Origin of the sequence: Lentimicrobium sp. S6, assembly GCF_013166635.1 — a bacterium.
Taxonomy (GTDB): domain Bacteria; phylum Bacteroidota; class Bacteroidia; order Bacteroidales; family UBA12170; genus UBA12170.
On record NZ_JABKBZ010000048.1, the window covers coordinates 1 to 26,043 of the forward strand.

A 26,043-nucleotide genomic window follows, 5' to 3' on the forward strand; every position below is an offset into this window, starting at 1 on the left:
AAATATTTAGGAAAATTAATGTGTGAAAATGAAACAAATTAATGTGTAAATTTAGCCTAGAAATTATAGCTGTTCACACTGGCACAATAACGTCGGTATGACTGGCACAATAACGCCGGTATATCCAATATTAGAACGCTTCGATAGAATAGCTAAGAAATATGGAATACTGAGGATTCTTAAAAAAGGATTAGAAGTGGAAGATGCTCATTTTATCTTTTTATATCAATATCCCCTAGCCAGCAGTGCACAACAGGTAAAAGAGAACTTTGAGAAAAACGAGTTTAGCGTCACACGCCAAGTGCAGTATAATACCGAAAATCTCCGCGAGGAAATAGATATGGTGGTTTTTATCAATGGAATAGCCATAGCAACCCTAGAGCTCAAAAATGCATGGACTGGCCAAAATGCTCGGGTTCATGGCATCAAACAATACAAATACAAAAGAGACATCCGCCAACCCTTATTAAACTTTGGCCGTTGCCTGGTTCATTTTACTGCCGATACCGACGATGTGTTTATGTGTACTCATTTAAAAGGTGCCAAATCCTTCTTTCTTCCATTTAATAAAGGTCATGATAATAGCAAAGGCAACCCACCAAATCCCTTTGGTCATAGAACCAGCTATTTATGGGAAGAAGTTTTTAGTAAAGTTAATCTGAGCCATCTCATACAGCATTTTATTCGCTTCGATGGAAAAGCCAGCGATGCCTTAAGTAAAAGAACATTATTCTTCCCTCGCTATCATCAAATGGATGTAGTGAAAAAGATGTTGGCCGATGTGAGCGAAAAAGGAATAGGCGAAACCTATCTCATTCAACATTCTGCCGGTTCAGGCAAATCCAACTCCATTACTTGGGCCGCCTATCAACTAATCGAATGCTATCCCAAACATGAGCAAGCAAAAGGCATTAAAAGCTTAGAGCAACCTTTATTCGACTCTGTAATTGTAGTCACAGATAGGCGATTGCTCGACAAGCAATTGAGAGACAATATCAGCGATTTCTCCGAAGTAAAGAATATTATTGCTCCTGCACATTCCTCAAAAGAATTACAAGAGAGCTTGGAGCAGGGCAAGAAAATCATCATCACCACCATACAAAAGTTTCCTTTTATTGTGGAAGGCATTGCCGATTTGAGTCATAAAAACTTTGCTGTGATTATTGACGAAGCACACAGTTCACAAAGCGGACAAGCAGCCAGTAAGATGAATCAGGCAATGGGGCAGCAAAGCGAAGAGGAAGAAGACGGACAAGACAAAATACTCAAAGCCATGCAAGCCCGCAAAATGAAGGGTAATGCCTCCTATTTTGCTTTTACCGCCACACCCAAAAACGCTACTTTGGAACGCTTTGGGAAAAGGCAGGCTAATGGAAGCTTCGAGCCTTTCCACCTCTATTCCATGAAACAAGCCATTGAGGAGGGTTTTATATTAGATGTATTGGCCAATTATACCACTTATAAAAGCTATTATGAGATTGAGAAATCCATAGAAGACAATCCCCTATTCGATACCATGAAAGCTCAAAAGAAACTAAGAGCCTATGTGGAACGTGATAAAAGAACCATTGCCACCAAGGCAGAAATTATGATGGAGCATTTTATCAGCAAGGTATTCAGAACCAAAAAGCTCAAAGGAAATGCCAAAGCCATGGTGATCACGCAGAATATAGAATCGGCCATTAGGTATTATCTATCCATCACTAGAATATTAGAAAGTAAAGGAAATCCTTTTAAAATATTGATTGCTTTTTCTGGAGATAAAACGGTAGATGGCATAGAATATACCGAAACGAGCATCAATGGTTTTGCAGAAAAAGATACCCGAAAGAAATTTGAGGAGGATGAATATAAAATGTTGGTAGTAGCCAATAAATACCTCACTGGTTTTGACCAACCCAAGCTCTGTACTATGTATGTAGACAAGAAGCTACAGGGTGTATTAGCTGTACAAGCCCTCTCCCGCTTGAATCGTTCTGCCGATAAATATGGCAAGAAAACTGAGGATTTGTTTATCCTCGATTTCTTTAATCAAGTGGATGATATCAAAGCATCCTTCGACCCTTTTTATACTAGCACCACCTTAAGCGAAGCCACCGACATTAGTGTATTGCACGATTTAAAAGACATGCTCAACGAAGTGGGTGTTTATGAATGGTCGGAGGTAGAAGAATTTAATCAGTTATACTTTGATGCCGCCGATGCTCAGCAATTGAGCCCTATTATAGATTTGGCTGCCAACAGATTCAATAATGAATTAGAATTGGAGGATGAACAAAAAGCAGACTTTAAAATAAAAGCCAAGCAATTTGTGAAAATCTATGGTCAAATGGCTTCCATCATTCCTTTTGATGTATTGAATTGGGAGAAGCTATACTGGTTCTTAAAGTTTCTGATTCCAAAACTCATTGTTATTGATAAAGAGGATTCCTTGATTGATGAGCTATTGAACTCAGTTGATTTATCTACCTACGGATTAGAACGCACAAGAGTAAATCAGTCGATTAGCCTCGACGAGTCCAATACAGAGTTGGAACCACAAAACCCAAATCCAAGAGGAGCCCATGATACAGGAGAAGAGCTAGACCCATTAGACGAAATCATCAGAAACTTTAATGAGAGATGGTTTCATGGCTGGGAAGCCACACCCGAAGACCAAAGGATTAAGTTTATGCAAATCTCTAAACATATTCAGCAGCATCCCGATTTTAAAGATAAGTTTGCGGAGAATCCAGATTCTCAAAACCGCGACTTGGCCTTGCATAAAATGATAGACGAAGTCCTCACCCGCCAAAGAAGACAGGAATTGGATTTATACAAACTTCATTCAAAAGATGAATCCTTTAAGCAAGCCTTTTTTGACACTATGAAACGCTTAATTGATTATGGGGATGTTGGGTAAGAAATAATTAAGCAAAATTTGAGATTTCTCCCTACGGTCGAAATTGGAGGAGAAATCTTATTCACCTTTTAAATGATTAGATTTCTATTAATTTATTATACACATAATACAATTTTTTGGTAAATATTAAATTACCAGCAAATAACTCAAGAGAATTGTACTTCGCTGTTTTACCTCAACAATGGCATCAACTCCATCATCTTCTGTTCATGGGTTAGATTTCCATTGAGCCAATGAATTTCGAATCCTTGTTTTTCCATTCTTCGGAACCAGGTCATTTGTCTTTTTGCGAATTGATGAATAGCTGTATTTAGCCTACGAGACATTTCATCGTAGCTGATTTCATCGCTTAAATACTGAGTAACGAAACGATATTCCAAACCATAGAATTTCAGCTTTTCTGCACTCACTCCTTGTGCTAGCAATTCTTCTACTTCTTCTATCATTCCACCTTTTAAACGCTCCTCTAAACGATCTGTAATTCTCGATCTCACTACTCTCCTATCAAAGTCTAAACCAAGGATAATAGTATTAATCTCAGGAAAGCTAGTATCAATATCGGGATTTTCATCATAATAGGTCTGTATTTCGATGGCTCTTAATAATCTATCGCGATCTGAAACATCTGTGGTATTATGCAATGCCTTAAAGTTCTCCAGAATTTCTTCCAGTTCTTGATCGGATTTTAGTTCTAAATCTTCTCTTAATACCTCATTTTCTGGAACATTAATTAACTTATAGCCTTTAAGCACAGATTCTATATACATTCCTGTACCACCACAGAGAATTGGGAAGCTGCCATTTTTCTCTATTTGCTCATAAGCCTTTAAAAAGTCTCTTTGAAACTCAAAAACATTATACTCATATCCAGGCTTAACGATATCGATTAAATGATGAGGAATCTGTCTATCCTCATACACATATTCCGAGAGGTCTTTTCCGGTTCCGATATCCATACCACGGTATACTTGACGGGAATCTGCGGAGATGATTTCTCCGTTTAATTGAGCGGCCACATAAACTGCAAAGCTAGTTTTTCCGGTGGCTGTAGGTCCTAATATTGTTATCATAAATGAATAAAAAGTGCAAATTTAAAACAAAGATTGTATCCTTCGGTATTTATATTCTAATTTTGTCAATTCATCTCTCAATATGCTCATATTATCCATATTTAGAGGCTCATCTGTTTTTGAAAAGTCTAGATAAAAGCAAGCAAATTCTTTATCATTTTCGGCAAACCACTTGAGGTTGACCATTAAATCTTCAATATCTCCTTTTGAATAAGAATCATGATTTTCTTTGAGATACTGTAGAATCCGTAGGCCATCCACTAATTCTTCACAAGCACGAATGAATTTCGCTTCTTTTTTATTATTTTTTCTTAAAGGGGCCCAAGGTTCTTCTTTTTTCAATTGCTTCTTTAAAAAGCCCGACATGGGAAAATCTATATTTTTTGAAAAGAGTTGTGAAAAAGCATCATAAGTCTGCTTAACATGTTGAAATAATGGAGGAGGGTAAAAAGGATAACTCGACCAATCACCTGTATTTCCTTTTATCATTGCTGGACCAGTACCAAAGTTAACTCGATCAGAAAAACGAGCCTGTGGGTATATCTTCACCTCATTATATTGATGAAGTGGAGCCATCTTCCTCATATGTTGCAGAAAATAGAAGTCTTCACCACTGGATTTGGGGCTTATTCCACCAATCTTAGTATAATTCTCGACTGTTGTTGCCATTCCTGAACCTATGGCACTAAAGGCATAAGGATTCGATATGAGTAGCATATTTATAGCATATACTCTCATATAGAGCTCATATCTTAATATGGCCATATCCTCTTCTTGCCTAGCAGTTAATTTATGATAATAGGGATTACTATGGGCTGAAAATGATTGAGTATTATTGAAAATGGATATAAGGGATTCAAAGTAGTTTGGAGGATAATAGGTATCGGCATCTACTGAAATAATGAGATCCTTCTTTTCCCCAAGTTCGGCAGCGAGGTCCATACTCAACTTTCTTGCCCAACCCACTCCCTTTTTTTTACCAATCCAACCTTTTCCAATAGAGCTTCTATCAATAATATGAATATCTAAATCACTAGACTCCTCTAAAAACTTTATACTATTGGCATTGTCATAGCAAATCTCAAGTTTATCATCATGTTTCCACCATTCATCAGCTTGGTTTACACAAACAATAAGCTTAAAGTTCTGATAACTTTGTAATCTGAAAGATTTTAATAAATCAGGGAGATTTTCATATTCATTCAGAACAGGCAAACAAATATATAAAATAGGATTCAATAGACTAGGCTATATATACTTATCAATAGTTTCTGCTTCCAAATAGGTTCTAAGATCGGAAGTAACTTTATGTATAATTCCACCCATCAAACATTTATCAAAAGGACAAACGGGACGTTCCATAGGGCAACCTTCAATTTCTATTGGTCCTTCTATGCTTTCATAGATATCATAAAGTGTGAATTCATTGGGTTTCTTCTTGAGCTTAAATCCTCCATTAGGACCTCTACTTGAAGCAACCAAGCCTTGCTTTCCGAGTCTTTGCATCACTTTTGCCAGGTGGTTCTTACTAGCTCCAGTAGCCTCTGCAATTTGATTTACGTTAATGAGTTTATCACTAGCTGCTATTAACACAACCGCATGTATGGCTAGTGAAGCAGCTTCAGATATATTTACAACTTTTGACATGATAGGTTTGTTTGCTGCAAATTTAACAATAATTTAGGTATTCGCGATACTAGATACTTATTTAGAGTGATTTCACACAAGAGATTCGGAAAGATGGACAAAAGTATAAAAAAGTATTCAAATACCAAATCCCTTAAAACCCAAATTCCAGGGCAAACGCCTACTTTTATTTTATCCGTGTTAATTTGTGAAAATTACTTTCAGTGAGCTCGCTTCGCTTCGGTTAGCGGAATCCGTGCTTAGATTTTCTCTTTATTAAAATATATGTCGATTCTAAATCATGAACCTAAAGATATGAGTCTGCCCTGACCCAAATTCGATTTCACACATAAAAAAAGCCGAAAACAAATATGTTCTCGGCTTTTCTTTTTACAGAACCTTACTAATCATAGTTTAAGCATTCTGCTTTTTAATCAAGTTCAAAGCACTTCCTGCTTTAAACCAATCAATTTGACTTTGATTATAAGTATGGTTTACTAAAATATCATCCTTCGTTCCATCTGCATGGTTTAATACCACTGTTAATGGTTTTCCAGGAGCAAATTCAGTAAGTCCAATAATGTCGATATTATCATCTTCTTTGATCAGATCAAAATCGGCTGGATTAGCAAATGTCAAACCTAACATTCCCTGCTTTTTTAAGTTTGTTTCGTGGATACGAGCAAAAGAACGAACGAGAACAGCTTTAACGCCCAAATTACGTGGCTCCATAGCTGCATGCTCTCTAGAAGAACCTTCGCCATAATTCTCATCTCCCACTACAATACTTCCCATACCAGCAGCTTTATATGCTCTTGCAACGGCTGGCACTTCTCCTTTTTCACCTGTCAACTGATTCACTACTTCATTGGTAGCTTCACCAAAATAGTTAACTGCACCAATGAGCATATTATTGGAAATATTATCTAAATGTCCTCTAAATCTCAACCAAGGGCCAGCCATAGAAATATGGTCAGTAGTACATTTTCCTTTAGCTTTAATCAGAAGTTTCATGCCTTTAATATCCTCACCATTCCATGGCTCAAACGGAGTTAATAACTGTAATCTCTCTGAATCAGGGCTCACTACAACTTCAACACCACTTCCATCAGCCGATGGGGCTTGGTAACCATTATCCTCAACAGCAAAACCATTAGTTGGCAATTCATCTCCTTTTGGAGGATCTAACATCACCTCTTCACCATTTTTATTAATCAGCTTATCTGTTAACGGATTGAAACCTAAGTCACCAGAAATAGCAATAGCAGCCACCATTTCAGGAGAAGCTACAAAAGCATGGGTATTTGGATTTCCATCAGCACGCTTGGCAAAGTTTCTATTGAAAGAATGAACAATACTATTTTTCTTAGCATCTGAGGCTCCATCTCTATCCCACTGACCAATACATGGTCCGCAAGCATTGGTGAAGATTTTAGCATTTAAATCTTCGAATATTTTAATCAAACCATCTCTTTCAGCTGTAAACCTTACTTGCTCAGACCCAGGGTTAATTCCGAATTCAGCTTTTGCAACCAAGCCTTTATCAACAGCTTGCTTAGCAATACTAGCTGCTCTAGCCAAATCCTCATAAGAAGAGTTGGTACAAGAACCTATTAAACCCCAATCCACTTTTAAAGGCCATCCATTAGCTTCTGCTTTTGCACGCATTTCGCTAACTGGAGTTTGTAAATCTGGTGTAAATGGACCATTCACACTGGGCTCTAATTCATCTAAATTAATTTCAATCACTTGATCAAAATATTTTTCTGGATTGGCATATACTTCCTCATCGCCAGTAAGATATTCCTTTACGCCATTAGCCAAATCAGCAACATCGGCTCTATCTGTGGCACGTAAATAACGCTCCATGCTTTCATCGTAACCAAAAGTAGAGGTGGTTGCTCCTATTTCAGCTCCCATATTACAAATGGTTCCTTTTCCGGTTGCTGATAAAGATTGAGCACCTTCACCAAAATATTCAACAACAGCACCTGTTCCACCTTTTACAGTGAGTATTCCAGCTACCTTAAGAATAATATCTTTTGCAGCGGTCCATCCATTTAATCGACCAGTCAATTTAATACCAATTAACTTTGGAAATTTCAGTTCCCAAGGCATACCAGCCATGACATCAACAGCATCGGCTCCACCAACTCCAACAGCTATCATACCTAAACCACCGGCATTTACTGTATGAGAATCTGTACCTATCATCATTCCCCCAGGAAATGCATAATTCTCTAGAACTACTTGATGAATGATACCTGCTCCAGGTTTCCAAAAACCTATACCATATTTATTAGATACGGATTCTAAGAAATTATATACTTCATTATTTTTATTGATGGCTTCTTGTAAATCTTTACCAGCACCAATTTTTGCTTGAATAAGGTGATCGGCATGTACTGTAGAAGGAACAGCTGCTGTTTGTTTTCCAGCTTGCATAAACTGCAATAAAGCCATTTGCGCCGTAGCATCTTGCATAGCAACTCTATCTGGAGTAAAATCAACATAAGACTCTCCTCTTGAAAAAGCTTCTGTTGGGTTTCCTTCATCAAGATGAGAATAAAGAATCTTCTCGGCCAGTGTTAATGGTTTTCCAACCACTTTTCTAGCAGTATCTACTCTTTCAGCGAGCTTAGAGTAAACTCCTTTGATCATTTCTATATCGAATGCCATAAAATTGTGTTTTTATTATTTTCAAATATGCTTGTTATAAAAGGCAAATTTAATAAAAACGAAGGGATTTGAAAAGATAAAAAAGTCTAAAAAGACCATTTATAAATAGCATTTTTTAGTTTTTTAGAATCAGCATATAAGCTCCGTAAAAAATAAAATAAATGTGTAGTTTTGCAGCAAACACAATTATATATGTCAGTAGAAAAAGCTTTAAAAGAAAGCATAGAGTTAAAAAAGACAGTACTTGAACATCCTAGTATTACTAGTGATTTAAATATATTAGCCCAAAAAGTAGTCGATAGTTTTAAAAAAGGAGGACGCGTTTATTTTTGCGGAAATGGAGGCAGTGCAGCCGATGCACAACACCTTGCGGCAGAACTCAGCGGAAGATACTATTACGATAGACCTCCTCTTGCGGCTGAAGCACTTCATGTGAACACCAGCTACCTTACTGCTGTAGCTAATGATTATAGCTATGATGAAATATATGCTAGACTATTCATTGCTTTTGGCCAACCTGCCGATGTATTGATAGGCTTGTCTACCAGTGGAAACTCTAAAAATGTAATTAGAGCATTTGAAGAGGCCAATAAAAAAGGGGTCCTTACAGTAGCTTTCACAGGTGAAACTGGTGGAAAAATGAATGAAGTAGCTGATATGATATTTAAGATACCTAGTACGGATACTCCAAGAATACAAGAAGTCCATATGCTATTAGGCCACAGCCTTTGTGAGATTGTTGAACAAAAAATGTTTCCTAGAAATGACCAATGAAGCGATAATTATTTTAGATCCAGATGATTTAAAAAACAATCATCAACTATTATTTGAAGAGATAAAAGGAAAACCATTCTTACATTATCAACTCAGCTATTTGGCGGAAAACCTCTTCAAGCATATTGTATTCTTAATCCCAGAAAATGACAATAGAGTTCAACGTCTTTTTGGTGAAGAATACATGGATATAAAAATAACTTATCTAGATTGGCATCCTAAATTCGGAAATGGAGGGAATATATTCAATGCCTTAGATTTTATAAAAGACACCTTTGCTTTTGTATTCTCTGCAAAGAATTATTTCAGATTGAATTTAAGAAAAGCCGATGATTTTAGAAGAATGAGAGATTCTAAAATTCTTCTCATCGGAAAAAAGACAACAGATTATGAAATTGATAAAATCAAGCTATTTTTAGATTTCAAAGGAAAAATCACTAATATATCCGAATCAATTATTACAGAAGAGGAAAACGCCTACAATACAAACACTTGGCTTATCAATAAAGTCTACTTTAAGAAACAATTTGCCAAGCTAAGCTTCTCTCTCTTTAATGATTACCTCAAAAAAGAATATAAAGAAAATCCTCAATATTGTTTGGCATGTAGACAATATTTTATCACAATGGAAGAAAATAAAGACTTAGAAAAAGCAAAATATGAATTTGCAGAATACTATTACCACTAAACGATTTTTATTTCTCGATAGAGATGGGGTGATCAATAAGCGAAAGGTTGGCGGCTACATTACTAAATGGGAAGATTTTGAAATACTACCCGGTGTATTAGAAGCTATTACTGTTTTCAGTAGCTATTTCGATCGTATCATCATAGTCACTAACCAACAAGGTATCGGTAAAGGTTTAATGTCAGCCGATTCGTTACAATATATTCATGAGCAATTTGGGAAATTGGTAGAAGAAAACCATGGCCATATTGATGCATTCTATTATTGTCCCATGCTGAAATCCGAAGCCGATAATTGTAGGAAACCAGGTATAAAGATGGCTTTAAAAGCTCAAGAAGATTTCCCAGAAATAGACATGAGCAAAAGTATGATGATTGGTGATACGGCTAGCGATATGAACTTCGCTAAAAATGCTGGAATGACTGCTATCCTTTTGCAAAACGAGCATACCATTGAATCCGACTTAACACTGAGTAATTATTCAATCAAAACTTTAACTGAAGTTTCTAATCTACTTAAATAAAACAACTTGACTCACACAACCATATTGCTTGTTTTTGCACTTTATACGCTTTTATTATTTGTCATCAGCTGGTGGACAAGTAGAAAAGCAGGTAACTCAAGTTTCTTCTTAGGAGATAAAAAATCGCCATGGTATGTGGTGGCTTACGGAATGATTGGCGCCTCATTAAGTGGTGTTACTTTCATTTCAATCCCAGGAACAGTTGGTTCAAATGGCTTTAGCTATATGATGATTGTTTTGGGATATTTATTGGGATATTTTGCTATTTCTAAAATATTACTACCCTTATATTACCGACTCAATTTAACCTCCATTTACACCTATTTATTGGATCGATTTGGTAATTCTAGTTATAAAACTGGAGCCTCTTTCTTTTTATTATCTCGTATTATCGGAGCTTCTTTTCGAATGTTTTTAGTGATAAATGTACTTCAATTATTTGTGTTCAATGCTTTAGGAATTCCATTTTGGATTACTGTATTTGGATTTGTTGGCCTCATTCTACTCTATACTTATCAAGCAGGTATAAAGACGATTGTCTGGACAGATACCCTTCAAACTACTTTTATGCTTCTTGCTGTAGGTATAACTATTTATTTTATTTCTGATGATTTACAAATCAGCATTGGAAACTTATACCAAAGCATTGATGCCGAAGGCTTAACCAAAATGGTAAATTATAATTGGAATAGCAAAACACATTACCTTAAACAATTCTTTTCTGGAGCCTTTATTGCCATTGTGATGACTGGTTTAGATCAGGATATGATGCAAAAAAACTTAAGCTGTAAAAATGTAAAAGAAGCTCAAAAGAATATCATCTCTTTAAGCTGGGCTTTGGTTCCTGTAAATTTCATATTCCTTAGCCTTGGAGGAATTCTTTTTTATTATGCTCAAACCAAAGGAATTATCATAGAAGGAACTACAGATAATCTTTTCCCAACCATCGCCTTAGATCATTTAGGAATAGGTGCAGGAGTCGTTTTTATCATTGGGCTTATTGCTGCAGCTTATTCTAGTGCAGATAGTGCTTTAACTTCATTAACCACCTCTTTTTCTATTGATATTCTCGGAATTGAAAGAAATACCAAGCTCACTATAAAAGATAAAGAAAAGCAAAGAAAAAGAGTTCACCTGGGAATGGCTGCTGTTTTGGTTTTAGTAATTTCTGCTTATCAATTAATTAATGACCAGGCGATTATAACAAAATTATTCACTATTGCTGGCTATACCTATGGGCCACTACTTGGCCTTTTTGCTTTTGGATTATTTACAAAACGAAGAATTAAAGACTCGTGGACTCCACTTATCGCTATTCTTGCTCCGCTTCTCTCTTATTTTATTAAAGTTTACGCTCCTCAAATTATAGATGGATACGAAATCGGATTTGAACTCTTAATTATCAATGGAGCAATTATGTTCTTGGGTTTATTCCTCATCTCAAAAAAATCGTAATTATGAACTATCAAATCACAAATGCCACAGAAAAACATATAGAAATTATAACTGATTTTCAGTTAAGGATGGCTCTCGAAACAGAGTCTATTCATCTTGACAAACCTACTGTTTTAAAAGGAGTTTCCGCAGTTTTCAACGACAAGAGTTTAGGCCAGTATTTTATAACCAAGGATAATGATAAAGTAATTGCTTCATTAATGATTACCTACGAATGGAGCGATTGGAGAAATGCCAAAGTTTGGTGGATACAAAGTGTATTTGTGATTCCAGAATACAGGCGAACAGGTGTATTCAGTCAGGTCTATCAACATATAAAAACAATTGTAAAAGAAGACGTTACTATTGGAGGACTTAGACTTTATGTAGATAAAACTAATGTTTCAGCTCAAAATACCTATAGCAAAGTTGGTATGAATGGGGAGCATTATCAGTTATTCGAGTGGATGAAGTAGCTTTATTGCTTGCCATAATATGCCGTCTTTTCTTGTTAGACTTGTACTGAAACCAATTACTTCGAATAAGTTCAGCACATCGCAATTACATTAGCATACTATTTGTTTTCAGAGTTCTCACAGATAAATATTTTCCTGCGTTCGTGAGCTCCCTTCGGTCGGTTCATACGTCTCAAACCTGCTGTTTCCTTATTAAGCAAAACAAGATATTTAGGTTCTTGGTAGACGCTAGTAATAAATGAAAAACAAAAATCATCAATGTTTTTCGTTAATTCAAATCAACAGAATAGGAAACCAATAAAATATAAGCTCGCAATGGCATATATTTGTAATATTCTCTTTGAATTCTATATGCCAAGCTTAAGTCCGACCATTTATTTATTGGATAACTGGCTCCAATAGTATATCGCATTTGCGCAGTTAACCATTTCAATTCACCATTTAAACCTAGATAATGTTCAATGGCGATAAAAGGCTCAATCTTGTTTTTTCTAACATCGTAGCTGAGCTCAAACTTTGAACGAAATAATTGTTCGCTATATTCCTGTTTATAATTGCTATAAAACCATTGTTGTTGGTAGCGTCCACGAATATCATAAGAGAATCGTCCAAATTTATTATCATAAACCAAGTCTAAATTCCATCGATGAATAGAGGTCTTACCAAATTCGTAATAATCAATAAAACGATATCGAGTTCCTAAAGAAAAGCGTTTATTTAACTTGTATTTCACACCTAGGTCCCAGTGGTATTGTTTTAATAATTCCGAGTTTTCTCTCGTCCTAATTCCCAGTTGGGTATCCAATCGAAACTTCTTATTGATTTTATATTTCGCTGAAATATCTCCCCAGATTTGAAAATCCTCCTCTTGAGCAGTAACTGGAAATGCTATTACAAACCCAATCATCACAAAAAGTAAGATAGATAAATATTTATAGACTAATTGATTAATCATTTTGGTTGAATTTGCTTATAAAGAGTCAGTTCCCATGGTTTTACTGATCATAGAAAACCGTCTCTTAAACCGATTAAATTTAAGATCTTTATGAAAAATATACATACCAGTGATAAATTTACTAAAGCCATTTGGATAGATATGAAACTCCTTTAGCTTACGCTGGATTTCACTCATTCCACCAGAACGCTCCGACTTTACCTCTAAAACTACTAATTTCTCTAATTTAGTCATTTCATCATTGTCACTCTCCCCAAAGCTCACATTCAAATCTATGGTTACACGTTCAGCACTTATTCTATTCACCAACATGATTCTTTGAAAGCTATTATTGAGCACATGTTCGAGATCATTCATACTAAAAGGAGTATTTTCAAGGATAAACTTCTTATCCTTTTCTGTATTGACATTATATAACCTTCTAGTTTTCTCAGTATTTCCTTTATTGGATTTGAATTTTATTTCTAAGAAATCCTGACCTGTCAACATATATTTTCTTCGACGAATCTTATATCTATTCAGTTTCCCATTTTGATGCCAACGCAACATTTGCCTATCTGCAGTATCGTAATAAACACTTTCATAGGGCATTATTCTAATGCCTTCAATTTCTAGTACATGATAATACTGCCTTATAGATTCTAGAATAGGAGCTAGATATTCTTCATTAAAATAGAACTTGGTATCTACCCTATCCATCAAACTCACTCTATCCATTTCTTTCAACGAAATAGCTTCCATCTTGTCAACTACTGCAATAGCTTCCTTTAAATCACTCATATTAATCTATTATATCTAACCTACCAACATTAACTGCTTGATTATTCTCTTCAATGTTAACATTAATAATGACCGGTATTTCATCTTGAGGATCCAACATTTCAGGATCACGACTATAAGCGAATATTTCATATTCACCCTGTGGTAATAATTGAAATACAAAAGAACCATCATGGTAGGTTCTAATTCTATCAAAATAATAATTATCAAGCTTACGAGCTATATAAACGTATTCATTTCTCACATAAAAACTATCTTTTAAAATAGTCATCTCTGAATTATAGTCATAAGCAAAAAGCCTTCCAGAAATGGAGTTTGACCCTTCATAATTTGTTACTTTATCCAAAACCAACATATCCTCAACAGTGACTTTTTTTCCATTTTTTTTAATAGCAACATCTCTCTCTACTACAACTTTACCACTTGTAGATTGACCTGTACTATCATCAGAATAAGTATATACACGATAATTACCTTTTCTCAAATATCCAAAATGATATGTTCCATCATAATGAGTTTCTGTTTTATCAGAATAGAAATCATCATCACCATAAACGATATAAACATCTTGAGATAGAGCTGGGAAATTAGCATAAGTGGTTTGAAAATCATCACTAACCAATTTCATATTTACTGTGCCCGAAATAGATGCTGTTCCGCCTTCACCCTCTTTTTTTGTACAAGAAGAAATAACTATTATTATTGCCAATAAGCCCAATGACCACCATTTTTTCATGAGTATTCTTTTTATTATACAGTTTGTGTAAATTTTGAACAAAGATACAATTCTATTAAAACCTCAGACATATATCCATTCTTAATCCTCACGTATTAATACTTTTTAATATTAATAATTAGGGCTAAAAATGGTTGCAAAGGAATTAGACTTTAAAAATAGTAAATAGTTTAAGCTCCAATTGTTTTTTTTAAATCTATTGGTTTGCCTAAAGACAAACCCAAATCCAACAATCTCATTAACAAGGCAATAATAAATGATATTCACACTAATTTTGTAAAAAACACAAACTAGCTAATTACTATAGTAATAAGCCATTTAAAATACAACTCTTTTTCATAGGATTTAATATATTTGCATCTGCTCATTTTTTGAAGATGTTTTTTTAATTTGGAACAATATAACCATTATAAACATCGTTAGTAGAGCAATTCATAAACAAATATTTTATTGTGAGAAAATTTACTTTAAGCTTACTTCTGACATCTCTTTTATTTGGCACTTTAGCATTTGCACAAAGTGGAGAAAAACATACTTATAAATTCCTTACGCTTCCAAACTCAGCCAGAATAGCAGGTCTAGGAGGAAATTTTGCAACCATTAATGATAATGACATTAATATGGCTGTTGCCAATCCTTCCTTGATTAATCCTAAAATGCACAATAACCTTGGGATGAGTTTTGTGGATTATCACTCCGATGTTAATTATGGATATGCTACCTATGGTAGACATTTCAATAAAATTGGAAGTTTTGTTGGAACCATGCAGTTTATTGATTATGGAACATTCGATTATGCGAATGAAACCGGCGATGTGCAAGGTAATTTCTCAGCTGGCGAATATGCCATGAATATAGGTTGGGGACGTTCTTTAGATAGTACTTTCTTCATTGGAGCCAATTTAAAAGGAATTTATAGTAGCTTAGAAAGTTATAATAGTTTTGGTTTAGCTGTTGATGTGGCAGGAACCTATTATAATGAAAAGGCAAAATTTACAGCCTCATTAATCTTTAGCAATATTGGTCGTCAAATTACTACCTATAATGGCTATAACGAAACCCTTCCTTTCGAAATAAAAGCTGGTCTTTCTAAGACCTTACAACATATTCCATTAACTTTTTCTGTGTTATTTACGAATCTTCAGAAATGGGATTTAACTTACCCAGAAACAGAATCATCATCTGGTTCGTTTAATAGTGAAGAAAGTTCTAAAAGTGGAATAGCTGATTTTAGTGACAAATTAATGCGTCATATTGTGATTGGAGCCGAACTTAGACCATTTAAAGTTATCCGTTTACGAATTGGCTATAATTATTTAAGAAGACAAGAAATGGCCATAGAAAGCAAACCCGGAACTGTAGGTTGGTCATGGGGATTAGGTGTAAAAGTTTATAAATTCGAAGTAGCCTATTCTCGTAGTGCTCAATACCTCGGCCCTTCTTATAACTTCTTTACATTAACTACCAATATTGACAGTTTCTTTAAAACAATAAATTAAGGACAGCTCTAAATTTTTTTCTAGACTATCATAAATTCATTTTAGAATTTATCCCCTATTTGTGTCTTGCGCAATAAAGTTTTATTATTAATTTTGGGCTCGAACCAAATAAATACAAATACAAAACTTTTAATATGCAAAAAAAACCAAGACTCAGTTTTTGGCAAATATGGAATATGAGCTTTGGATTCCTAGGAATTCAGTTCGGTTTCGCCCTTCAAAATGCAAATGCAAGCAGAATATTAAGCACATTTGGTGCCGATGTTGAGCACCTTTCCTGGTTCTGGCTTGCTGCTCCCTTAACCGGAATGATAGTTCAACCTATCATTGGTCACTTTTCCGATAAAACATGGAATCGCTTCGGTCGACGTCGCCCCTACTTTTTGTTTGGTGCTGTTTTGACCTCCATCGCACTCGTCTTGATGCCTAACTCCGGGAATCTTGCCGTATATATGTCACCAATGATTATTGGAGCTGGTATGCTAATGATTATGGATGCCAGTATTAACATCTCCATGGAGCCATTTAGAGCTCTTGTTGCTGACTTACTTCCATCCGATCAAAGAACACTTGGTTTTTCCATACAAACTTTCCTTATAGGAATTGGTGCCGTTTTTGGCTCATTTATGCCTTATATACTTGCCGAATGGGTTGGTATAAGTAAGGAAAGCGTCACTGGTGGAATCCCCGACAATGTTATTTTCAGTTTTTATATAGGTGCAGCTGTTTTAATTGCTACTATCTTATGGACCGTTTTTAGAACCAAAGAATATCCTCCAGAAGATTTTGAGGAATTTGCTAGACAAGAAGCCATAGAAAAAGGAGAGATAGAAGAAGGGGAAGAAATTATTAAAGCAAAAAAACAATCTGGTTTTTTAGAAGTTTTCAACGATTTCAAAAATATGCCCACAACCATGAAACAGTTGGGAGTGGTACAGTTCTTTAGTTGGTTTGCTCTATTTAGCATGTGGGTTTTCACTACACCCGCCATTGCACAACATATTTATGGTCTCGATATCACCGATGCTTCATCTGCAGAATATAATGAAGCAGGAAACTGGGTAGGCACCCTATTTGCTGTTTATAACGGAGTAGCTATGTTCTACGCCCTCCTCTTACCATTTATTGCTACCAAGATTGGTAGAAAAAGAACTCATGCTGTTTCACTTATTGCTGGTGGATTGGGATTAATTAGTATGTATTTTATTACAGATAAAGATTGGTTACTACTTTCAATGGTAGGAATTGGATTTGCTTGGGCTAGTATTTTAGCCATGCCTTATGCTATTCTTGCTGGTTCTATTCCTGTGAAAAAGATGGGAATTTATATGGGCATTTTTAATTTCTTCATCACTTTTCCTCAAATTGTAAATGGAGTTTTTGGTGGACCTATCGTTAAAAGGCTTTATGATTCACAAGCCATCATTGCTATTGTCATTGCAGGTGTATTTATGATATTAGGTGCCGCTTCTGTTTTCTTTGTAAAAGATAAAGATGCCATTGTAAAATAAAAGCTATCCATTTACAGCAGTGATAAGAAATTGTTAAAGCCTAAGCTCCCTTAGTTATAAAACTAAGGGAGCTTATCTTTGCAAAAAAAACAAACCATTTTTTTTATTTTCAATTAATAATATTTTGCTTGAAAATAAATATCGAAATTTAAGATTACTATGAACAGAACATCAGGAGTATTATGTCCTTTATTCTCTTTAAACGGAGATTATGGAATAGGACAAATGGGTAAATCTGCCTTTAATTTTATCGATTATTTATCGGAATGTGGATTTACACATTGGCAAATTCTACCTTTAAATCCAGTAGATTTTGTAAAATCACCCTACTCCTCACCCTCCGCTTTTGCAGGATATTTTGCTTTAATTGATCCTGATCAATTATTTGACATGAAACTTTTGAACAGAACAGAAATGCCTTTGCCCTCTCGGGAGAAGGAAGACCGTGTTTCCTATCAAATAGTAGAGGAGCTAATGCATAACACTCTAAAAACTGCTTTCAATAACTTTTATAAGTATGCAGATAATAAACTACTTACAGATTACGATTTATTTCTGAGCCAAAACTCCAAATGGCTGAATGACTATGCTCTTTTCATGGCCATAAAAGACCATCATGAAGGAAGCATGTGGACCCAATGGACTGATCAATATAAGTTTTACAATCAGCTTTCCCGAGAAGACAAACTCCCTTTTATGGAATCTGCTGAATTTTATAAGTTTATCCAGTTTGTATTTTTCAAGCAATGGAAAAAAATCACAGCATATGCACATCAGAAAAACATCAAAATTATTGGGGACATGCCCATTTATGTGAGTTATGATAGTGCCGATGTTTGGAGTCAAACTCATTTATTCCAATTGGAAGATGATTTAAATCCAAAAGCTGTAGCTGGTGTTCCTCCAGATTTCTTTGCGCAAGATGGGCAATTATGGGGCTTTCCTCTCTATGAATGGGAAGCACATCAAATAAGCAATTTCCAATGGTGGAAAGCAAGAACCAAACACCAATTAGAAATGTATGATCATTTGCGATTCGATCATTTTAGAGCCATAGAAGCTTATTGGTCTGTTCCCGGTGACCATCCTACAGCAAGATATGGACAATGGATTAAAGCGCCGGGGAAAGAATTACTAGATGCGATAGCTGGTATTAAGGAAAATGGACTCATAGCCGAAAACCTTGGAGATATTTCTGAGGAGGTTGAAATTTTGAGGAAAGACTTTAAAATTCCAGGCATGAAAATTCTACAATTTGCCTTTGGTGGACATATACAAGACCAACACCTCCCCTATAATGCCCCAAATGAAGACATATATTATAGTGGCACACATGATAACGACACCTTACATGGCTGGTTACAAACACTTTCTCCTCATGCTTTTGAACACCTCTGTAAATATTACGGAGTGACGGTTGAACAAGTTCATGTGGTTTGGTTAGTGGACAGAATCCTCAGTGGTCCAGCCAAATTACTCATACTTCCCATTCAAGATTATTGGGGTTTAACAGAAAGTTGCAGGTTCAACTCACCAGGTACTGTTTCTGATGACAACTGGACTTGGCGTTTAACCCAAAAAGAATTGGATAATAACAATAGCTCCAAAGTTAAAGAACGCTTACAATTTTTCGGAAGGACTAAATTATAAATGCAAACATAAGTTCAAGTAGCACTGCTCGGTAGAGCTGTGCCATAGATATAATAACCACAAACGAGCTAGATCGGATTTGTAACCCGGTCGTTTAAATTAAATTTTCATCATCTTTTAGAGTAACTTTATTTCGGAATTAGTATTAATTATATCATCGGATTGCAAATCCGATGGAGTTAGGCATAAGCATAACTCACTGCTTCAGGAAACACTAATCCATAGCCTGATTAAGGAAATGATTAAAGTCTTTCATCACTTTAAATGCCTCAATCACCTGATTTACAAATCCTGAATTATTCACCTCTGCATCCGGTACTTTATGAAGCACCGTATAGCTTTTAAATTTCAGTAATTCTACATCGGCAAAATCAGCTGGAAATCCTTTTGGTGGTCTTTTTAATTTCTCCCCCTCCACTTGTCCAAAGGTTTCAACAAACTTGTCCGACTCAATAATACTTTTGAAAACTTTGGTATTATACAAAACTTCTTCTCTAATTTTCTTTAGATTGGCTGATTCTGGCATATACACTCCTCCAGCAATAAAGCTATTTCCTGGCTCTAAATGTAAATAGTAACCTGCTTTGCCACTCTTCTTACCTCCAGGAACTATAAAACCACCCATATTATTTTTATATGGCTCTTTATTTTTAGAAAAACGAACATCTCTATAAATTCTAAAAACACATTTTTTTGCTTGTTGGTCGGCAACTGAAGAATCAAACTCCGCTATTCTCTCAATCACATTCTGAACCAAATCCTCCATTTCTTGTTTTGCCTCTAAATAACTCTGTTTATTGGCATCGAACCATAGTTTATGGTTGTTCTCACTCAGTTCACTTAAAAAGCTAATTATGTTGTTTTTATTTACGCTCATTTTTTCCTATTTTTATGATCATAAAAGTATAAACAATAAGATGAAAAATAAACTGTTTTTTCTAATTCTTTTGTTAATCTCTGCGCAAGTTAAATCTGCCCACGATCCTACATCCATTGGTGCAAAATCTGCATCTTTAGGAACCATTAGTGTGGTAGGTATTGATTTTAACAATCTCCATAATAATCAAGCTGCATTGGCCTATTATAATAAAATGACCATTGGTTTAGATTATGACCAAGGCTATTTTGTAGATAAAAATCTGAGCACAAAAACACTGGGATTTGCCATGCCTACCGGATTTGGTAGTATCGGTGTCAACATGAAGTATTTCGGCTACGAACAATATAATGAACAAAAAATTGGTTTGGCCTATGGTAAAACATTAGGTAAATACTTAGCCATTGGAATACAACTAGATTATTTTAGAACTTTTATTGGCAATGACTATGGTTCTGCCCAAGCAGTAAGTTTCGAATTGAGTTTATATAGTAAATTGAGTGAAAAACTAGAACTCGGAGCTCACCTCTTTAATCCTATCGGAATGCAGATAGGAGAACAAAGTAAAGAAGATATACCCATTTCTTTCAAACTTGGACTCCTTTATCAAGTTGATGAACGCTTATATCTTGCCACTGAAGCCGAAAAAGTATTAGATCAAAAGACTATTTATAAATTTGGACTACAGTATATGATAGTCGAGCGTTTCATTGCAAGAATTGGTGTAGCCACTAATCCCGGATTATATACTTTTGGTTTCGGATTGAAGTGGGACAGGTTGATTTTGGATATTGGAACAGGTTATCATCAGACTTTAGGCTTTACGCCACGTGTTTCATTACAGTTTAATTTGAAATAATGAATCTTAAAATCCTACATATTTGGAAGCTGATTTTCATCATTCTCATTTTGGGAATTTTCTCTATACCTTATCAGGCCTATTCTCAAGAGGCTGTCATTAAAAATATCATTGAGGATTTAACGGAAAAATCGGAGACCGAATTTGATTATTCAGATTTACTGGATGAATTTTTAGATTTAAATCAGAACCCAGTAAATATTAACTCCACAGAAAGCCAAAGCCTCGTTTCCTTATTTTTACTCGATGAGCTACAATATCGTAACCTTCGACAATATATTGATAGCAATGGATATGTATTTAGCCCTCAAGAACTTCTTCTTATTGATGGCTTTAGTCCGCAAAACATTATAAACCTCACTCCTTTTATTAAAGCAGGACCCTTAGAGGAGTCTGTTCAGGTAAAACCTTCAAGAATATTCAAATATGGTAGTCATCAGATATTTACCCGTTACCAGAGAACGGTGCAAGAAGCTGAAGGTTATAAAAACAGGACCGATTCCACCTGGTCAGCAAGCCCTAACTCAAAATACTTGGGAGATGCTAATAAATATTACTTAAAATATCAATTTAAGTACTCAAATATGGTGAGTGCCGGTTTAGTAGCTGAAAAAGACGCTGGAGAAGTGTTTTTCGAAAACATTGATCATCCCGTTTTAGATTCATTAATTGGAGATAAAATAAAAAAAGGCTTTGATTTTTACACTGCTCATCTATTTGTTCAAAAAATTGGAATCCTCGACCAAGCAGTAGTTGGAGATTACCACCTGCAATTCGGACAAGGTTTAAATATGTGGTCATCCTTAGCCTTTGGAAAATCGAGCAATGCCCTGAACATTAAGAAATACGAAAGAGGCATAAAAGCTAATACTTCTACCGACGAAAACAAATTCTTAAGAGGTGCAGCAGCCCAAATTTCTAAAGGAAGCTGGTTATTCACTGCATTCTATTCTTCTAAAGAACAAGACGCCTCTAGTTATTATGGAGCCGAAGATCAGGAAACCAATTTTGTAGAATCCATTAATGGAACAGGGTTTCATAGAACCGTAAATGAGCTTTTAAAGAAAAACTCCATTCAAGTACAATTGATGGGAGGAAGAATTAAATACACTAAAAAATTATTTAGCATTGGACTTATTGCCTCTCATGCCATCCTCAATAAAGAATTATTACCAACAGGAACCCCTTATCAATATTATAATTTCACTGGAAATGAGAATACAGTGATTGGCTCAGATTTTCAATTTAGGTTCAAAAATGTTGATTTTTTTGGAGAATTCAGTTATAATATTGATGGAGGGCTGGCTTATCTTGCTGGATTAAATGCCCCTTTGAGTAATAGAGTAGCCTTAGCCATTTTATTTAGAAATTATAATGAGAAGTATAACAACCTTTTCGGTGCAGCATTTGGAGAAAATACAGTCAATAAAAACGAAAGAGGAATCTATACAGGCTTAAGTTTTCAAATCTCCAAAAAACTACACCTTAATACTTATGTAGACTTATTTAGTTCTCCTTGGCTGCGTTACAGAACAGATGCACCTTCCTATGGAAGTGAGTTTTTGGCCTTGTTAAATTATGAATACAGCCGCAAAGTACAAATGCAATTCAGGGCCAAGTATAAAAACAAAATGCTGAATTATACTGAAGAATATGCCATGACATCAAGGCTTGAAAATCAAGTAAAATATGGCTTAAGATATCATATTTCCTATCAAGTACACCCTTTATTTACGCTGAAAAACAGAATTGAATACCAGATATTTGAGTCGAAAGATGTGGGACAAAAACCAGGCTTTTTAATCTATCAAGATATTAATTATAAAAGTAAAAATCAGAATTTAGCTATGAGTACGCGATTTGCGCTTTTCGATGTAGAAGACTATAACAGTAGATTATACGCCTACGAAAATGATTTGCTTTATGTATTCTCCATACCAGCCTATTATAATAGAGGAGTCCGTGCATATTTTGTTTTCAACTACAGAATAAACACCACTTTCCAGTTCTGGTTTAAGCTAGGACACACATGGTACGAAAATGTTAACGAGATAGGTAGTGGATTAAATACCATAGAAGGAGGAAATAAAACAGAAGTGAGAGCTCAGTTAAGAATTAAAATTTAAATGCAATTCCAAAACCATAATTTTGTTTCACTTGTAAATTAATACTTTCTCCAGTTTTAATCCTATCACCATCAACCACCTCATATTCAGGAACTTTTACATTATGATCATAAATCATATGTAAGTAAAGGTTGGCTACAAAATACTTATTAATGGTAAAATCGAATAGTGTTTCCCAATCCACATCGATATTCCATTGATTAGAAGGGTCAGGATCTGCATAGTTATTATATAAATTCATAGTTGAACTTACATCTATGTTTTTAAACAATTCTTTTCTATATCTTAATTTTATATTAACCCCCAATTCAGCCTTTATATTATCACCAGGAACTAATATATTACCTTCCTCATCCTTAACAGCTGCTTTAACACCGTAGCTACCCGCATCTGCCAAATCTTGATTCATTACAAATATTAGTTTACCTGCTACTGGAGCAAAAAACATAGATAAACCTTCGATAGATTTATTTTCAATGCCCAAAGACAAAGTTAGGTATGCTGGTGCAAACCAATCAGATACCACAGTAGAATCATTAGGATATTTAAAACCTTCACTATATTGGCTTTTGAAATCTAACTGGGCATTATAAAAATAATTCTTAACAAATTGATGAGCAACACTGGAGTTTAAATTTAATTTATCCTCAGATTTACGTGTCCCAGAATATCTATATAATTGTAAGCCATATGCAGTATTTAAATAATTCTCAAATTTAAAATTTCCTTTCTCATACTTTGCCACTAAATCAAAATATGCTGTTGTAGAAAAAGAGCTTTCTCCACCATCAGCCCAATTGCTTAATAAAATAGTATTCATATTAAGACGAGTTCTTCCTTCCCACCTCCAATAAGTCCCAGAATCATATACTTTAATAGAATCTATTGGCAATATAATGGCTGGAGGAAGCGTATAATCCTTCTCACTAGCCTTCACACCATTTAATAAGCCCAAAAGGCCAATAATAATTAATAAAACAACTTTTCTCATTTAAAATAGATTCTTTGCAAAATTAATAATTATAACAAACTACCCAATGATTTATTATCCATCAATGACTAAAAACATTTATTAATATTCAAAAGGACTACTATACGCCAATTAAGCAATTCTATTTTCATTAGTATTTAAATTGATAAAAAATTACAAATCTAAAACCTGACTGTTAATAAAATCGATAATATTTTCCCAATACGCTTACTGATTCCAATCTATGGACACTTTCCTTATTGAATACAAAATTATTAAATCCTGTATTTCAATACATTACATAATTGGCATCATTATTAATGTAGGAAAAGCATAATCAAAACAGGAATTAAATAAAATTTCAAAACTAAAAATAAATAAAATGAGAAAATTACTTTTATCGATGACCGCGGCAGTAGCATTATTGTTTACAGCTTGCGACAAAGACAAAGAACAAGACCAAGCTCCTGCTGAATCTGGCTTTGAATTCAAAATTGAACAAACAGACTTCAACTTCAAAAGTGATGTTCCAGAATGTGCAAACATTGAAATGGATTATGTAAAGTTCGTTATTGATGGTGTTACTTATACAAGTGATATTTATACTGTAGATGGTGAAATGCTAACTCAAGTTATCAAATTACCTGTTGGTGAATACACTATGTCTAGCTTCTTGGTTTATAATATCAACGGAACTCCAGCTGATGAGTCTGATGATATTTTAGTTAAAGCATCTCCACAACCAGGTAGCGAATATTATGATCTAATTGAAAACAAATTAAATCTTAATATTGCTGTTGAGGCTTTCTACAAAAAACAAATCACAGTTGATGTATTATGTTTTGAAGACCTATTCTATGAATCTTTCGGTTTCACATGGTTTCAATTTAACGATATCAAAATTGAAAAACTATGCTTCTTCGGTGATATTTGTACCGGTTGTTACGAAGACTTTGCAGGAAGTTTGTATGCAGATCAGCCAGAAGGCGTTCAAATGGATATGCCAGCCATTTTCCAAGTTAAAGTATTTAAAGAAGGTGAGTCTACTCCTATAAGAGTATTTGATAATACTTCATTTTTAGGTGTTGGTTCTTGTTTAGAGATATACTGGCCTAATGACTTAAGCAAAGAAGATAACTTTACATTCGAATTATGGGTTTTACTTCCAAGTGGTGATACTTTCGATTATGAATTGATTACTGTATGGGACGTTCAAGACGAGGTTGGTCCAAATGCTGGAGAAGACGGTGTTGTTGACTTTGTAATTGGTAGCTGTCAATATCAGAATTCTGATTATAATTTCCCTTACTGGATGAATCTTCCTGATGGTGAATTCACTATGGTAACTGGCGGTTCTTCACCTGGTTCACAAGGAACATATTTTGATGTGACATTCTCTGGTATAGGAAATGGTTATAATCTTTCAAATGGTACTTTCGGTGTTTATTGTGGAGACAAAGAAAATACAATTGGTTTAGGTCAAACTTTTAGCAATACCACAGCTTATAATTCTTTATCAACAACACTTCCTGATAATTTCCCACTAACATCTGAAGAAACCGTTATTGTTAACTATTTCTTCAACCATATTGGTGATTATATTGATGGTTGGGATTATGACAACCCATCAAGCTACGCAATTGTTCAAGATGTAATTTGGGGCATTACTGATGCTGATACTTTCACACCAAGTGGACAAGCTTTAACCATCTTAAATGATGTGATGGTTAATGGTGCTGGTTACGTGGTTCCTCCTAGTGGATACGCTGGTATTATCTTATGGGATAGTGGTCAAAACCCTGCAATCCAAATGATATTCACAGTTATTGATCCTTGTTTATAAGCAATATTAAAATATTTACAGGCGGCAATCTTAGGATTACCGCCTTTTTTTATGCCTGCAATTCA

General features: G+C 34.9%; 21 protein-coding genes. 12 read left to right on the plus strand and 9 right to left on the minus strand.

Annotated elements, in window-relative coordinates; genetic code table 11:
- Nucleotides 1-97: 97 nt before the first annotated feature.
- Complete coding sequence (locus tag HNS40_RS14805) at nt 98-2,902, plus strand: type I restriction endonuclease subunit R (RefSeq protein WP_172282193.1); 2,805 nt, start codon at nt 98-100, stop codon at nt 2,900-2,902.
- 170 nt (nt 2,903-3,072) lie between these two features.
- On the opposite strand, the gene miaA is transcribed toward HNS40_RS14805, so the two are convergent.
- The 4 genes from miaA to HNS40_RS14825 form a co-directional block, all read right to left on the minus strand.
- The gene (gene miaA, locus HNS40_RS14810) at nt 3,073-3,972 is read right to left on the minus strand and encodes a tRNA (adenosine(37)-N6)-dimethylallyltransferase MiaA (protein ID WP_172282194.1); all 900 of its coding nucleotides are present in this window, start codon (nt 3,970-3,972) and stop codon (nt 3,073-3,075) included.
- A 21-nt stretch (nt 3,973-3,993) separates the two neighbouring features.
- A complete protein-coding gene (locus HNS40_RS14815; RefSeq protein WP_172282195.1) occupies nt 3,994-5,211 on the minus strand; it encodes a hypothetical protein in 1,218 nt (405 codons plus the stop codon).
- A 9-nt stretch (nt 5,212-5,220) separates the two neighbouring features.
- On the minus strand, nt 5,221-5,619 hold the full coding sequence (locus HNS40_RS14820; RefSeq protein ID WP_172282196.1) for an Rrf2 family transcriptional regulator: 399 nt from the start codon (nt 5,617-5,619) through the stop codon (nt 5,221-5,223).
- Nucleotides 5,620-6,012: 393 nt separating this feature from the next.
- Nucleotides 6,013-8,277, minus strand: a complete 2,265-nt coding sequence (locus tag HNS40_RS14825) for an aconitate hydratase (protein ID WP_172282197.1) — start codon at nt 8,275-8,277, stop codon at nt 6,013-6,015.
- A gap of 192 nt (nt 8,278-8,469) precedes the next feature.
- On the opposite strand from HNS40_RS14825, the gene HNS40_RS14830 reads away from it, so the two are divergent.
- The 5 genes from HNS40_RS14830 to HNS40_RS14850 are packed head-to-tail and all read left to right on the plus strand — an operon-like array spanning nt 8,470 to nt 12,172.
- Complete coding sequence (locus tag HNS40_RS14830; RefSeq protein ID WP_172282198.1) at nt 8,470-9,051, plus strand: SIS domain-containing protein; 582 nt, start codon at nt 8,470-8,472, stop codon at nt 9,049-9,051.
- Nucleotides 9,041-9,739 (plus strand): hypothetical protein, encoded by a 699-nt coding sequence (locus HNS40_RS14835; protein ID WP_172282199.1) that lies wholly within the window; start codon nt 9,041-9,043, stop codon nt 9,737-9,739. Before HNS40_RS14830 ends, HNS40_RS14835 begins: the two co-directional genes overlap by 11 nt.
- On the plus strand, nt 9,711-10,262 hold the full coding sequence (locus HNS40_RS14840) for an HAD-IIIA family hydrolase (RefSeq protein WP_172282200.1): 552 nt from the start codon (nt 9,711-9,713) through the stop codon (nt 10,260-10,262). The genes HNS40_RS14835 and HNS40_RS14840 overlap by 29 nt, the downstream gene beginning before the upstream one ends.
- A 6-nt stretch (nt 10,263-10,268) precedes the next feature.
- Complete coding sequence (locus HNS40_RS14845) at nt 10,269-11,717, plus strand: sodium:solute symporter (protein ID WP_172282201.1); 1,449 nt, start codon at nt 10,269-10,271, stop codon at nt 11,715-11,717.
- Nucleotides 11,718-11,719: 2 nt separating this feature from the next.
- The gene (locus tag HNS40_RS14850) at nt 11,720-12,172 is read left to right on the plus strand and encodes a GNAT family N-acetyltransferase (RefSeq protein WP_172282202.1); all 453 of its coding nucleotides are present in this window, start codon (nt 11,720-11,722) and stop codon (nt 12,170-12,172) included.
- A 268-nt stretch (nt 12,173-12,440) separates the two neighbouring features.
- Here HNS40_RS14850 and HNS40_RS14855 read toward each other — a convergent pair whose 3' ends face one another.
- The 3 genes from HNS40_RS14855 to HNS40_RS14865 are packed head-to-tail and all read right to left on the minus strand — an operon-like array spanning nt 12,441 to nt 14,643.
- Entirely contained in the window at nt 12,441-13,127 is a 687-nt protein-coding gene (locus tag HNS40_RS14855; RefSeq protein ID WP_172282204.1) for a DUF2490 domain-containing protein, read from the minus strand.
- A gap of 15 nt (nt 13,128-13,142) precedes the next feature.
- On the minus strand, nt 13,143-13,907 hold the full coding sequence (locus tag HNS40_RS14860; protein ID WP_172282206.1) for a polyphosphate polymerase domain-containing protein: 765 nt from the start codon (nt 13,905-13,907) through the stop codon (nt 13,143-13,145).
- 1 nt (nt 13,908) lies between these two features.
- Nucleotides 13,909-14,643 (minus strand): hypothetical protein, encoded by a 735-nt coding sequence (locus HNS40_RS14865; protein ID WP_172282208.1) that lies wholly within the window; start codon nt 14,641-14,643, stop codon nt 13,909-13,911.
- A gap of 452 nt (nt 14,644-15,095) precedes the next feature.
- On the opposite strand from HNS40_RS14865, the gene porQ reads away from it, so the two are divergent.
- The 3 genes from porQ to malQ all read left to right on the plus strand — a co-directional run bounded on the left by porQ (nt 15,096) and on the right by malQ (nt 19,303).
- The gene (gene porQ, locus HNS40_RS14870; protein ID WP_172282210.1) at nt 15,096-16,142 is read left to right on the plus strand and encodes a type IX secretion system protein PorQ; all 1,047 of its coding nucleotides are present in this window, start codon (nt 15,096-15,098) and stop codon (nt 16,140-16,142) included.
- Between the two features lie 134 nt (nt 16,143-16,276).
- Nucleotides 16,277-17,653, plus strand: coding sequence for an MFS transporter (locus HNS40_RS14875; RefSeq protein WP_172282212.1), 1,377 nt, complete (start codon nt 16,277-16,279; stop codon nt 17,651-17,653).
- Nucleotides 17,654-17,812: 159 nt separating this feature from the next.
- Entirely contained in the window at nt 17,813-19,303 is a 1,491-nt protein-coding gene (gene malQ, locus HNS40_RS14880) for a 4-alpha-glucanotransferase (RefSeq protein ID WP_172282214.1), read from the plus strand.
- A 214-nt stretch (nt 19,304-19,517) separates the two neighbouring features.
- On the opposite strand, the gene HNS40_RS14885 is transcribed toward malQ, so the two are convergent.
- Nucleotides 19,518-20,180 carry a DUF2461 domain-containing protein gene (locus HNS40_RS14885; protein ID WP_172282216.1) on the minus strand — a complete coding sequence of 221 codons (663 nt, stop codon included), beginning with the start codon at nt 20,178-20,180 and terminating at the stop codon, nt 19,518-19,520.
- Between the two features lie 40 nt (nt 20,181-20,220).
- On the opposite strand from HNS40_RS14885, the gene HNS40_RS14890 reads away from it, so the two are divergent.
- Both HNS40_RS14890 and HNS40_RS14895 read left to right on the plus strand, forming a co-directional pair.
- Nucleotides 20,221-21,039 carry a hypothetical protein gene (locus tag HNS40_RS14890; RefSeq protein ID WP_172282218.1) on the plus strand — a complete coding sequence of 273 codons (819 nt, stop codon included), beginning with the start codon at nt 20,221-20,223 and terminating at the stop codon, nt 21,037-21,039.
- Nucleotides 21,039-23,165 (plus strand): hypothetical protein, encoded by a 2,127-nt coding sequence (locus tag HNS40_RS14895; protein WP_172282220.1) that lies wholly within the window; start codon nt 21,039-21,041, stop codon nt 23,163-23,165. The genes HNS40_RS14890 and HNS40_RS14895 overlap by 1 nt, the downstream gene beginning before the upstream one ends.
- Here the strand turns inward: HNS40_RS14895 and HNS40_RS14900 are convergent.
- Nucleotides 23,155-24,156: a DUF3078 domain-containing protein gene (locus HNS40_RS14900; protein ID WP_172282222.1), complete on the minus strand. Its 1,002-nt coding sequence runs from the start codon at nt 24,154-24,156 to the stop codon at nt 23,155-23,157. The two genes, HNS40_RS14895 and HNS40_RS14900, sit on opposite strands and share 11 nt — an antisense overlap.
- Nucleotides 24,157-24,517: 361 nt before the next feature.
- Here HNS40_RS14900 and HNS40_RS14905 point away from each other — a divergent pair, with 361 nt between their 5' ends.
- The gene (locus HNS40_RS14905) at nt 24,518-25,978 is read left to right on the plus strand and encodes a hypothetical protein (protein ID WP_172282224.1); all 1,461 of its coding nucleotides are present in this window, start codon (nt 24,518-24,520) and stop codon (nt 25,976-25,978) included.
- Nucleotides 25,979-26,043: the final 65 nt, after the last annotated feature.